This window comes from Treponema primitia ZAS-2 (genome assembly GCF_000214375.1).
GTDB lineage: Bacteria > Spirochaetota > Spirochaetia > Treponematales > Breznakiellaceae > Termitinema > Termitinema primitia.
In genome coordinates, this window is the sequence record NC_015578.1 from 2,102,792 (window position 1) to 2,114,668 (window position 11,877).

Below are 11,877 nucleotides of genomic sequence, written 5' to 3' on the forward strand. Positions count from 1 at the left end.
ATTACTCCCAATAGAGCTTGGGATACAGCAGGGTGCCGCTGTTGCCCAGGTTCTTCCAGTATTTGCCGCTGCCGCTGCCGTCGCCAGTGCCCCATTCGGTGTTGGTGCCGATGGTGGGCCATCCGGTACCGAACTTCGTGGTGCCGCCGGTCTCAGTGCCGGAGGTGTCGTAGGGGCCGCCGCTGCCGCCAACGCCGTCGCCGGTATAGGTCGCCCAGTAGCAGGCGATGATGAAGGCTCTGCCGTAGTTGTACCCCGCCACGCCGCCGACATACGTGTTGCCGGAAACGCTGCCGGTGCTGTAGCAGGCGGTGATGGTGCCGACGTCGTTGTACCCCACCACGCCGCCGACATAGTCGGTGGTGCCCTTAACGACGCCGGTGCTGTAGCAGGCGGTGATGGTGCCGCTGGCGTTGTACCCCGCCACGCCGCCGACATTCTTGTTGCCGGAAACGCTGCCGGTGCTGTAGCAGGCGGTGAGGGGCTCTCTGTTCCGCCCCACCACGCCGCCGGCATTTTCGCCAGTGCCGGTAACGGAGCCGGTGCTGTAGCAGGCGGTGACGCTGCCGGCTACTTTGGTCCCCATCACGGATCTGTATGTGTTTACCCCCGCCACGCCGCCGACATTATCTCTGCCAGTAACGGGGCCGATGTTGGAGCAAGCGGTGACGCTGCCGCCTTCGATGTACCCCACCACGCCGCCGACATTTTCGCCAGTGCCGGAAACGGGGCCGGTGTTGGAGCAGGCGGTGACGCTGCTGGAGGAGTAGTTGTGCCCCACCACGCCGCCGACATAGTTGCTGCCGGAAACAGAGCCGGTGTTAGTACATGCGGTGATGGTGCCTTGATTATACCCCGCCACGCCGCCAACATTCTCTCTGCCAGTAACGGAACCACTCGCTATACGCACATTCTTCACCGTACCGCTGTAGACGAAGCCAAACAGTCCCTGGTAATCTGAATCGGATTTGTTTATATCCAGGTTGCTGATAGTCTTGCTGTCACCGTCGAAGGTCCCTTCAAATCTATTGCCGTTATCGCCCACCGGCGTCCATTCCTGGCCCATCAGGTCCAGGTCCACTTCCTGCTTGTAGTTGTTGCCAATGCCAACCCGGGTCCTAATCAACTGGAACTCCGCATAGCTGCCGATGGGGATGGGGATGCTGCTGTCCACGCCATCCCGGAACTGGAGATTGCCGCTTGAGTTCAGCTTCAGGGTAACGGTATCTGTCGCCTTGCGGCCGATGAGGATTATGCCGGCATCGGTGGTGATGCTTTTGAGGAGGTCGCCCTCCACAACAGCGGTGATGCCTCCTGTATAGTCGCCCAGAAAAGCCAGGTTCGCATTGGTGACCGATACCTTGACCCGGTTCTCGTACCAGTGATCGTTCTTCTTGGCCCGCACGCCCACGGTGTAGATCCCCAGGCTCCGGCCGGTGCTCTTGAAGGTATAGACGGCCCTGCCGGTGGAGGCGTCTGCCTCCACGGGGCTCCCGTTCACCGTCCACTGGATGTTGTCGCCATAGCCGCTCCCGGTCAGGGTGAGGGTGAGGTTCTTGCTCGGCTTCACTATCAGTGGGGTGGTCGTCGAATCGCTAGTGATGGCGAAGGTGTGGGGCTCCGGGATGTCCCATTTGGGATCAGGCTTCGCCATGCCGCCTGAGGTTGCCGGGAAGATGACGGTGAAGCGCAGGGTGTTCATGGCGGTGTTGCCGCCGCCAATGGTCCCTGCGCTCACGGCCCAGTCGACGGGGAAGGACCCCTCGTTCACCGTGGGGGTGATGTCGCCTGAGAACTTGTAGCCGCTTTCGGCCGTCAGGGTGATGACCGCCCGGTAGGTGGCCCTGGGCTTGAACGCGGCGTCGGAGAAGTCGGCCCAGATACCGGGGCCGGTTTGCACCTGCCAGGTAAAGCCCGCTGTGGCCGCGAAGCCGTAGTGCGCTCCGACGGGGAGACGGGCCTCCCCCGTGGCCTCCCCGGTGGCGGGGGCCACCAGGCCGGTGACTGCGGCGGCTTCCACCAGCAGCGCCGCAAAGTCGTCGTCGGTAAAGGTCCAGTCCGCCGGCGGGATGGTGGTTTTCATATTCGAATACACATGGACCACGTCATTTTTCCCCGCAGTCCGCCCCGTGGCGTCCGCCAGCCGCACCGTTAGGTCGTAGTACCCCGCAGGCACCGTCACGCCGGTTCCCGCATAGGTCACCGTGCCGTCGGTGTCGGTACCGACGCTCAAAGCAGGCGCAGTCTCGCCCCCCAGATTCCGCAGGGTCAGGGTGAGGTCCGTGGTCGTCGCCGGGTAGCTGATGGTATAGTCCAGCGTTCCGGTCCCGGTCTCAGCCCCGGTCCCGTCCACCGGTTTCAGCGCCACTGTGACGGTGAGGTCGTCGCCATCGCCCACCTCGATGGCGGTGGTGTCGTCGTCGATCTTCCCGACCCCGGTCCCCACCAGCTTAGCGTCGTCCTCATCGCCAACATACGCCTTCACGTCCAGGGTGTAGGACCCCACCGCCAGGATGAAGTTCCCGAAGCTGTCCTGGTCCACTTTCACCACCGTGGACCCGCTCCCCGTTATATCCGTCCAAGTATAGGTATAGGTAAGATCCCCCGTATCAGGCGGCGTCGGGTACACAGTCCGCTGCGGACCCTGCGGGTCCGCTTGGAGTTTCGGCGCCGCCGAAACTCCAGGCCCAGGCCCAAGGCCGGAGACTTCCACCCGCACCGTGCCCAGGCCGCCGCCCGCAGGGGCCCCTTGCGGGCCCCCCACCGGGGCAGACACCGGGACCGCACACCCGGCCAGGGCCAGCACGAAGCCCAGCGCCCAGAGCTGGAGTTTCGGCATAGCCGAAACTCCAAGACGAAAAAGGAGCCTGCCGACCAAGGTCGGGGCGCCTTTTTCGTCCCTGTTCCGAAGGAACTTGCCAGCGCCTTTTCCAGCTTTCTTTTTACTATTTATCATACCTATACTCCTCATGTACGTATCCCCGTACATCCTGCTTTGTTCATCAACCCCAAAAAGGCGGCAGGCGCTTTTTCCTGCCCCCCGGCCCTGGAGTTTGCGCTACTTGCAACGCAGTTCCCCGCGCATGACGCAAACTCCCAGCAAGTTCCGAAGGAACTTGCCCGTAGCCTTTTTATTACTTCTCCCACCAGAGCTTGGGATACACCGGCCTGCCGCTGTTCCAGCCACCCAGGCTCTTCCAGTAGTTGCCGCTGGTGCCGTCGTGGTTGCCGATGGCCCATTGGGCACTGGCGTCGTTGCTGGGCCATGCGTCGCCCTCGCCGAACTTCGTGCCGCCGCCGTCGCTGCTAGTACTTCCGGTAACATCGGTTCTTTCTATCCAGTAGCAGGCGGTGGTGCTGCCGCTGTTTTTATTCCCCACCACGGCGCCGACATTGCTGCCGCTTGCAACGACGGCGCCGATGTTGTAGCAGGCGGTGACGTTGGTGTTCCAGTTCCGCCCCACCACGCCGCCGACATTGGGGCTGGGGGTGGTGCAGATAACGTCGCCGGTGTTGTAGCAGGCGGTGACCGTGACACCTTGGTCCAAATACCCCACCACGCCGCCGACACTGATGCTGTAATAGGTGCCGGTGCCGGTAACGTTGCCGGTGTTGGAGCAGGCGGTGATGGTGCTGAATTCTAAGCCAGTTCCCACCACGCCGCCGACACCGTTATTGCTGTTGGTGCCGGTAACGTCGCCGCTGTTGGAGCAGTCGATGATGGCGCCACGGTTTTCCCCCGCCACGCCGCCGACCCTGTTCCTGCCGGTAACGGAACCGCTCGCTATATGCACATTCTGCACCGTGCCGTTTTGGCCCACATACCCGAACAGCCCCTGGTCATCAGCAGAGGTGTTGCTTATAAACAGGTTGCTGATAGCCTTGCCGCCGCCGTCGAAGGTCCCCTTAAATTGGGCGGCGCTGCTGCTGGCGCCTATCGCCGTCCATTGCTGGCCGGACCATGCGCTGCCCTTGCTGGCTGGAGGAATGCCCATCAGGTCCAGGTCCGCTTCCTGCTTGTACTTGCCAGACAGACCGCCGGACGCAGTCCTAATCAACTGGAACTCCCCATAGCTGCCGATGGGGATACTGCCACTCACGGCAGTCCGGAACTGGAGTTTGCCGTCCGCGCCCAGATTCAGGGTAACCGGCTCATCCGCCTTGCGGCCAATGAGGATGGGGTCTTTCCCCGTGGGGGTGATGCTTTTGAGGAGGCCGTCCTCCACAACAGCGGTGATGCCTCCCAGGTAGTCGCCCTCAAGAACCAGCTTTGCCTCGATGACAAAGACCGTGATCGTGACCCAATTCTCGTACCAACGGCCGTCTGTTGTTTTGGCCTGCACACCTACGGTATAGGTCCCCAGGCTCCGGCCTGCGCCCTTGAAGATGTAGGCGGGGTCGTCTGCGGCCACGGGACTCCCGTTCACCGTCCACTGGATGTCGCTGTAGCCGCTCCCGGTCAGGGTGAGGGTGAGGGTCCCGGCGGCGCTTATCCAGTCGGTGTCGCGGCTTTTGTTGATGGCCAGGGTCTGGGGTTTCGGGATGTCCCATTCGGGCTCAACCTTCGCTATGTCGCCTGAGGTTGCCGGGAAGCTGACGGTGAAGGTGAGGGTGTTTTCGGCGGTGTCGCCGCTCAGGGTCACGTCGCCCACGGTCCCGCCGGAGGTGGTGTTCACCGTGGGGGTGGCGGAGAACTTGTAGCCGCTATCGGCCTTCAGGGTGATGGCCGCCCGGTAGGTGGCCAGGACGAAGTTGCCGGAGAAGTCGGTCCAGGTATAGGTGGGGCTGCTCCCGGAGCGCAGCTTCCAGGTGAGGCCCGTCACCGTGTAGTGGGCGCCGCCAGCGACGCTCAGGCTGCTGAGTATCGCCGGAGCCTTCCCCGTGACGGGGGCCACAAGGTTGGTGACTGCGGCGGTTTCCACCAGCAGCGCCGTAAAGTCGGCGTCGGTAAAGGTCCAGTCCGCTGCCGGGATGGTGGTTTTCATATTCTGATACACATGGACCACGTCATTTTTCCCCGCAGTGCGCCCCAGGCTGTCCACAAGCCGCACGGTCAGGTCGTAGTACCCCGCAGGCGCCGGCAGGTTGGGCGCCCCATGGGTCCGCTGGCCGGCGCCGTCATCGGTATAGGGGCTCAAATCAGGCGCAGTCCCGCCCCCCGCCTTTGCCAGGGTGAGTGCAACAAGGGTCGCCGTTGCCGGGTAGCTGATGGCATAGTCGATGGCGCCTTGCCCGCTGTCCGCTATGGGGCGGAGGAGGATGGGTATGTTCTGAACCCCGGCTTCAGCGCTAACCGTAAAGGGTGTGGCGATGCTCTCTCCCACCAGCTGTTCATGATCCGCGTCGAGGTAGGCCTTTGCGGTCACCGCCCAGTCCCCGGTTTCCAGGGTATACACGCCGTCCCCGTCTGCTGCGGGGGTCTTGCTTTCGCCGCCCTTGGTAAAGGTATACGCCGGGAAAAGCCCCGCCGGTGCCGGCGCTGAGGGAAAGACGGTCCGCCCGGGCCCGGCCTGCAGGGCCGGGGAAGAGCGGAGCGCCGGCGAGGCCTGGGCGCTGCTGCCAAAGCCCGGGGCAAAGCGCACCTGCGCCGTCCCCCCCGGGGCCTGCGGCGGCGGCGACGCCGGGTTGGCGCACGAGAGGGCCAAGGCGGCCAGAAGCGCCCCAAAGGCCGGGAAAACCGGCATAAAACCTTTCACTATCTTGCTCATACCTTCCCCCTATTCCTCAACCGTAATGCTAATCGTCGTGGTATAGGGCACGCCGCCCTGCACCACCCGGAGCGTCAGCCGGTATATCCCGGTGTCCCGGCCGGCGCTGTCAAAGGTATAGGACGCCCCGGTCTCCCCCTCCTGCACCACGCCGCCTATGCTCCACTGGTAGCTGTCGCCAGAGCCGCCGCCTGTCACTGTAACGGGGAGGGTCTTCGCCGTGCCGCCCGCCCCGGCCCGCGAAAGGGCCGCCGTATTGCCCGGCAGGTCGGTAACGATGGCATGGTTCGCCACCCACGCGGTGATTCCCGGTTTCCCGGCGGGGTATATAGTTACCGTGGTGTTTGCAATGCTCCCCGGCGCGGTGTAGTTGCCCGCCGCCGCCCCGGTCAGGGCGATATTGCTGATGGCAACGTCCTTGTCATTACCGGGGGCGGTATCCGCCATGGTCCCGGTCGCCGTGATGGTGACATCATCACTGCCCACCTTGTTTGTTGGCGTAATGGTGACAGTCACCGTTTTCGTGTCGTTATAAACCCGGTCCGTGGCCGTTGCCGTGGCGGTCAGGGGGCGCGGGACAACGGTTACCGTCAGGGCTGCGGTGGCCGCAGCCCCGCCGTCATAGCTCACGGTAATGGTCGCGGCATAGGTCCCCGCCGCAAGGCCCGCCGCAGGCTGCACGGTCCGCGTAGCAATACTGCCCCCGGCGCTCACCGCATCCCCGGAACCGCCCAGCACAAAGGCGTCCTTCCCGTCGCCGCTCAGGGCAACCGAGCTGATAGCCGCATCCGCAGTCCCGCTATTGGTAATAGTAATAGTCTTCGCCCCAGGCCGCTCCCCGCCATAGACCGCCCCGTCAAAACTGGGGGCCGCCACCCCAAGGATGGAGGCCGGGGGCGGTATCAGTAGCGGGTTCGGGTCCGAAACCACCGCGCCTGGAGCCAAGCCCCCGTCAGCGAGCTTGTCCAGGCCCACCAGGGTAAGGGTCCCATCATCGCCGATGGCAAACCCCAGTTCCGCATCCCCGCCGCCGCTTCCGCCGCCGGCCACGATGATAGTATCCCCGGTAATGGTATAGGGGTACTCCCGTGGAACCCCGTCAATGACAATAGTGATCCGCCCGTCCTCGCCAAGGGTAATGCCGACCTGGGCGCTCCCGCCGCCGGCCCTGGGCGCCGTAAGGGTGATTTCCCCAGCCGCTATCAAGGCCGCCTCGTTCTGTTCAGAGCGGTCCTTTGCGGGATTAGCCCCCGTATGCCGGGGGCTAACCGGGATATCCAGAATTGCCGAAAGGTTCCCCGCCGCGTCCGCCACCACGATATAAACCGTGTAACCAGCCCCCGCCGCAAGCCCTTCCAAAAGAATAGCGTTTATCCCCACCACCGCCGTGCCGCTCGCCCCGTCAGCTTGTATCGTCTGTGGGGAAGGTGCGCTATCAGCTTCGGGGAGTACTATGTAGTAGAAAGTCCCCCCCTCATCGGCGCTGAATTTGATGGTTGCAGTAGTTCCCGCCGCGCTGGCCTGGTCTATCGCCCGGCCACTGGGCAAACCGGGGGCCGTAGTATCCGTCACCGGATCTACCAGAGGCCCCTGGGCCCCCGGTTTCGGTTCAGTACTCCAGATATCTCGCAGTATAGGATTCCCGCACCCTGCCACGCCGAGCAGTACCAACGCCAGAAAAGGCGCCTGGCGCCATTTTGGGCGCCATTGTGCGATTTGTTTCGTTTTCATAACTCACTCCCCCTGCAAGATAATTATGGTTACCCGGCGGTTTTTCTCCCGTCCGGCATACGTCATATTCGAATCCAAAGGCTGTTCCGCCCCCAGAGCCTGTAGTTCAATCTGGTCCCGGCGTACATATTCCCCGGCGATAAGGAAATCCGCCGCCGCCTCTGCCCGTTCCCGTGAAAGCTGCGCCCTGGCCCCCGGAGTCCCCGCCAAGGCGGTATGCCCCTGGATAACGACCCGGCTGTCCGGGAACCCCTTAAGGGTCTCCCCAATCTCCCGCAGCCGCCCGGCAGCCCCCGGCCCCAAGCTGCTCAGATCCGCCACAAAGGGTACGGTGATACGCAGCGCAAACCCCCGTCTCCCATCCGCCAGCGCCACCGATTCCGCAATATCCTCAGACGGAACACCCGCCACATGCCGGGCCGCTTCCCGCCGCGCCGCTTCTTGCCGTTGTGCTTCCGCTTGTCGCTGTGCTTCCGCTTGTCGCTGTGCTTCCGCTTGTCGCTGTGCTTCCGCTTGTCGCTGTGTTTCCACTTGTCGCTCTGCTTCCGCTTGCTGTCGTTCAGCCTCTTGTCGCGCCGCTTCCTGCCGGGCCGCTATCTGCCGTGCAGCTTCTTGTCGAGCCGCTTCCTGCCGTGTCGTTTCTTGCCGTTGCGCTTCTTGCCGCGCCGCTTCCTGTCGAGCCGTTTCCTGCCGTTGAGCTTCTTGCCGCGCTGCTTCTTGGCGTTGCGCTTCCGTTTGCTGTACTATCTCAGCCTGTCGTTTTGTCTCAGCTTCCTGCCGGGCTGTTTCTTGTCGTTGCGCTTCCGTTTGTCGTTTTGTCTCAGCTTCCTGCCGAGCGGCTTCCTGGCGGGCCGCTTCTTGTCGCGCTGTTTCTTGGCGTGCTGCTTCTTGGCGTTGCGCTTCAGCTTGTCGCTTTGCCTCAGCCTCTTGTTGCGCCGCTTCTTGCGCCGCTTCTTGGCGTTGCACTATCTCAGCTTGTCGTTTTGCCTTAGCCTCTTGTCGAGCCGCTTTTAATTCCTCATTCTTTTTAGGCCGCCATCCCGCCGCAACACCCGCCCCGGCGATAAAAGGGTAACCCCCTCGTATCCGTGGCTCCACATACCAGCCCCCCTTGCCCAGATTTAAGCGCAGCCCCAGTTCCAGGCCGCCCATGAGCATAGTTTTCATATCGTCGCTGCCCCACATAAACGCCGCCCCACCCATACCCTGGGCAAAGAGCCCGGATAGAGGGCCGGCAGTCTTGGCAAGGGGATACCACCGGAGGAAGGCCCCCGGCTCAAAAGTGGAGTAATCGGTAAAGTCATAAAAAAAGCCCAAGGAGACCCCGGCAGCCAGGGCCGGCGAAAAGCGGTATTCTCCCGCCAGACCGGGACCAAACGCCATACCCTCCACGGAGTACCAGTTAGCCTCAAGTCCCAAAGAAAGGCTTAAAGGGGAGCGGTCCCCGGATGGTTCCTGGGAAAAAGCTGGGAAGGAAAGGGCAAGAAGGATGAGGCAAAAAATTCCGCGATAGACCGGACTATTATATCCTAGTAAACCTATCGGGGGGGGGGGGGGGTACTAATTCGTTGCTATATAAATAATTATGTCCATTTATCGGCACAAAATACCTCATTTTACTAGAATCCATAAAGAGTATACACCCATTTCTTATAAAATCCCATAAAAAATATACCTTTTTTTGTAATAAAAGGCAAAAACGGCAAAAAGGTGACTGTCACCACTTTTGCCTAGTGTCGCCGGTGCCCAAAAAAAAGGTGACAAAAAGGAAAAAGGTGACTGTCACCATAAAGCAAAAAACAGGGCTGCCCCATATAGCTATCAAACGGTGTCATCAAAAAGCAAAAAGGTGACTGTCACCGATTTGGAGGTTGTATGCGGAAGAAACGGGTGTTTGAGGAAGGGGCGGTTTATCATGTTACGTCCAGGACGAACAATAAGCGGCTGCTGTTTGGGGATAGGTTAGGGAAGAAGATTATGCTCCTGACCCTGCGGAATGCGAAAGAACGGTACGGGTTTGGGCTGTTTAACTTTTGCATTATGCCGAACCATGTTCATTTGCTTATTCGGCCTGGGGATGGCGATCTTTCCCGGATCATGCAATGGATTAAGACCGGTTCGGCTAAGTGGTATAACCATATCCGGGGTACTTCCAACCATGTCTGGGGCGAGCGGTTTTTTGCGCGGGCGGTTCGGTCCCCGGAGGATTATATCACGGTTATGGGCTATATCGACCGGAACCCGGTAAAAGCGGGACTTGCCCCCGCTGTGGGGGATTGGCAGGAGTCGGGGGCCTACCATATCCAGCGCCGACTTACAGGGCTTGTGGACTATGATGAGTTTACGGAACAGCTCTATACCCCTCAGCGGCTGCTACTCGGTGAAAGGTGACTGTCACCTTTTAGAGATCGGTGACTGTCACCACTTTTGCCGGATAGGGCGGCGGCCCTATGTTTCGGCCTGAAATTTCGGGCGTATTCTTTCTGCACTATGGGTATTACACCAAAACAAGAACGGCTCTTTTCTCTGGTCCCTCTGGGGGACTTTAAGGCTTTGCTCGGCATTGATGACCGGGAGGATGCCTTGGCCCGGTACTGTCTGGTAACGGCTTCCTACACCATCGAGGAATACTGCCGGAGGCGGCTGCTGTGCAGGAAACGGACAGAATTTCTGCACTATTCGGGCGACCCGGTTATCCCTCTGGGGGATTATCCGGTCAGGAAGATTTTGGCGGTATACAAAATAGGCCGCCAAGGGGAAGAGCCGATCCTGCCGGGCCTATACCGTACTGTCCCGGAATGCGGGCCGGAGGATATCCCGTTTTGCCTTTCAGTGGACCCGGCTGCCGGGCTGGAACGGCGGGTTGTAGCGATAAGGGCGCTGTATCTGGCGGGGTATAGGCAGGGTGAAGTCCCCGCTGACTTGGCTTCGGCGTGCCTGGAGCTGGCGGCGTGGAATATGAGCCGCTTCCGGGGAAAGCGCATTGGGATGGCTGGGGCGGCGGTGCGGGGGAAGGCGGGGGTCGGGGAATACCTGGAGGCTTCAATGCCGGAGAACGTGAAGGCGCTGCTGGAACCGTACAGGCGGCGGATGCTGTAAAAAGGTGACTGTCACCTTTTAGGGAGGGGGGATGGATTACACAGAAGATACTATCTTGCGGGGCGTTAAGAGGGTTCTGGCGGGGGCGGTTAATGAGTTGCTGGATGAGGAGCAAGACAATATCCCCCGGATTGAATTTCCCGGCCCTGTGGATGGGTATCTGGCTTTGAGCCGATTGAGCGGGAGTGTATGCCCGGATATTAGTCTGCTGGGCGGGGAGCGGACGGAAAAGGACCGGATTATTGGGCTTGAGGTGTTTGATCTGGCCATTACTTTTTTTGTTCCCGAACTTGATGGCGAGCAGAATTGTTATGCCTATGCTGCTGCGGTGACTGGGGCACTGGAAGATGATCCTACCCTGGGGGGCGTGGCTGACCGGGCGGTGGTGGTTAAGAAAAAGTATACGCCACCCAGAACGGGGATTTTTGTGGATGGGTGGGAAGCGGTTCTGACGGTGCGGGTTTTTGTTGAGAAGTGAGGGAGTATGGTCAACGGAAGGGACTGCGTTATCGCTATCGGAACGGTGCCTGTCCCCTATGCGGAGGAAACGATCCGGGAGGCGGTGGCGGCGCTGATTGAACAGGCTTCTATCGAAGGGGACGGGGTGTGCCGGGGGATACAGAAAAACTGCGGGGTTACGGGGTGTATTGTTACGCCGCTGACTATTGGGACTGCTCCCCTGCTTTTGGGCCTAGCCCTGGGGGAAGCGGGCATTCCGGTGTTTGTGAGCGAGACCCGGAATCTGTATCGGCGGGAACTGCGGCTGGTTCCTTACGAAGACGGCGAGCGTTTTGAACTGTGCCAGGAACGGGGGGAGCGTGGCAAACGCTTTGAGGCTTGCGGGGTATCGGGGTTTGAACTGCGTATCCATCAGGGTGAGGCAGTAAAACTGCGCCTTGATATTGCCGGGGAGCATGGGGGAGCGCCCTACCCGTCTGAGGGGGGCAGGGAATTTGCCACCGGGGAACGGTTCAAGGAAAACGGCGTGAGCTATACGGTGAATGGGCGTGAGCTGCGGGAGATCTACGGGCTGACTATTGCGGCCAAAAAGATAGGGGGGACGAAAACGGAGGTTTGGATTCACCGGGTATTGGAAGAATCGGCTGATATCCCTCAGGCGATAGAAAAGCTGGAAGTTACGGCGCGGCTGTACCGGGATAGGTATGAACAGGGGAACCAAGGTTCTGGGAACCTTGGGCTGTTCCGGCTTAGGCTTTCCCGGCTGGTGATGATGTCTGATGAAACGGCGGTAGACGCCGCTGATGCGGTTATCGGCCCCTTGCGGTATTACTGTGCCGGGGATTTCACGGCTGAAGTTTTTTCAGAAGGGAATTAGAAA

At 60.9% G+C, this 11,877-nt stretch carries 8 protein-coding genes; 4 read left to right on the top strand and 4 right to left on the bottom strand.

Translation table 11 applies throughout. The features are described 5' to 3' along the window. Position 1 precedes the first annotated feature (1 nt). From TREPR_RS09330 to TREPR_RS17870, 4 genes are all read right to left on the bottom strand, one after another. On the bottom strand, positions 2-2,956 hold the full coding sequence (locus TREPR_RS09330) for a GLUG motif-containing protein (RefSeq protein WP_015708059.1): 2,955 nt from the start codon (positions 2,954-2,956) through the stop codon (positions 2-4). Between the two features lie 178 nt (positions 2,957-3,134). After that, positions 3,135-5,708: a GLUG motif-containing protein gene (locus tag TREPR_RS17865; protein ID WP_015708060.1), complete on the bottom strand. Its 2,574-nt coding sequence runs from the start codon at positions 5,706-5,708 to the stop codon at positions 3,135-3,137. Between the two features lie 9 nt (positions 5,709-5,717). Continuing rightward, positions 5,718-7,439: a YDG domain-containing protein gene (locus TREPR_RS09340; protein WP_148257276.1), complete on the bottom strand. Its 1,722-nt coding sequence runs from the start codon at positions 7,437-7,439 to the stop codon at positions 5,718-5,720. A gap of 3 nt (positions 7,440-7,442) precedes the next feature. Continuing rightward, positions 7,443-8,822 carry an OmpA family protein gene (locus tag TREPR_RS17870; protein WP_148257277.1) on the bottom strand — a complete coding sequence of 460 codons (1,380 nt, stop codon included), beginning with the start codon at positions 8,820-8,822 and terminating at the stop codon, positions 7,443-7,445. A 492-nt stretch (positions 8,823-9,314) separates the two neighbouring features. On the opposite strand from TREPR_RS17870, the gene TREPR_RS09350 reads away from it, so the two are divergent. The 4 genes from TREPR_RS09350 to TREPR_RS09365 all read left to right on the top strand — a co-directional run bounded on the left by TREPR_RS09350 (position 9,315) and on the right by TREPR_RS09365 (position 11,874). After that, a complete protein-coding gene (locus TREPR_RS09350; protein WP_015708062.1) occupies positions 9,315-9,830 on the top strand; it encodes an REP-associated tyrosine transposase in 516 nt (171 codons plus the stop codon). A gap of 99 nt (positions 9,831-9,929) precedes the next feature. After that, a complete protein-coding gene (locus TREPR_RS09355) occupies positions 9,930-10,538 on the top strand; it encodes a head-tail connector protein (protein ID WP_015708063.1) in 609 nt (202 codons plus the stop codon). Between the two features lie 31 nt (positions 10,539-10,569). Further along, complete coding sequence (locus tag TREPR_RS09360) at positions 10,570-11,016, top strand: hypothetical protein (RefSeq protein ID WP_015708064.1); 447 nt, start codon at positions 10,570-10,572, stop codon at positions 11,014-11,016. 6 nt (positions 11,017-11,022) lie between these two features. Then, positions 11,023-11,874, top strand: a complete 852-nt coding sequence (locus TREPR_RS09365) for a hypothetical protein (RefSeq protein ID WP_015708065.1) — start codon at positions 11,023-11,025, stop codon at positions 11,872-11,874. Positions 11,875-11,877: the final 3 nt, after the last annotated feature.

Coding starts and splice junctions, on each gene's coding strand:
- TREPR_RS09330 (WP_015708059.1), bottom strand. CDS start 2,956: ATGATAAATAGTAAAAAGAAAGCTGGAAAAGGCGCTGGCAAGTTCCTT.
- TREPR_RS17865 (WP_015708060.1), bottom strand. CDS start 5,708: ATGAGCAAGATAGTGAAAGGTTTTATGCCGGTTTTCCCGGCCTTTGGG.
- TREPR_RS09340 (WP_148257276.1), bottom strand. CDS start 7,439: ATGAAAACGAAACAAATCGCACAATGGCGCCCAAAATGGCGCCAGGCG.
- TREPR_RS17870 (WP_148257277.1), bottom strand. CDS start 8,822: ATGGCGTTTGGTCCCGGTCTGGCGGGAGAATACCGCTTTTCGCCGGCC.
- TREPR_RS09350 (WP_015708062.1), top strand. CDS start 9,315: ATGCGGAAGAAACGGGTGTTTGAGGAAGGGGCGGTTTATCATGTTACG.
- TREPR_RS09355 (WP_015708063.1), top strand. CDS start 9,930: ATGGGTATTACACCAAAACAAGAACGGCTCTTTTCTCTGGTCCCTCTG.
- TREPR_RS09360 (WP_015708064.1), top strand. CDS start 10,570: ATGGATTACACAGAAGATACTATCTTGCGGGGCGTTAAGAGGGTTCTG.
- TREPR_RS09365 (WP_015708065.1), top strand. CDS start 11,023: ATGGTCAACGGAAGGGACTGCGTTATCGCTATCGGAACGGTGCCTGTC.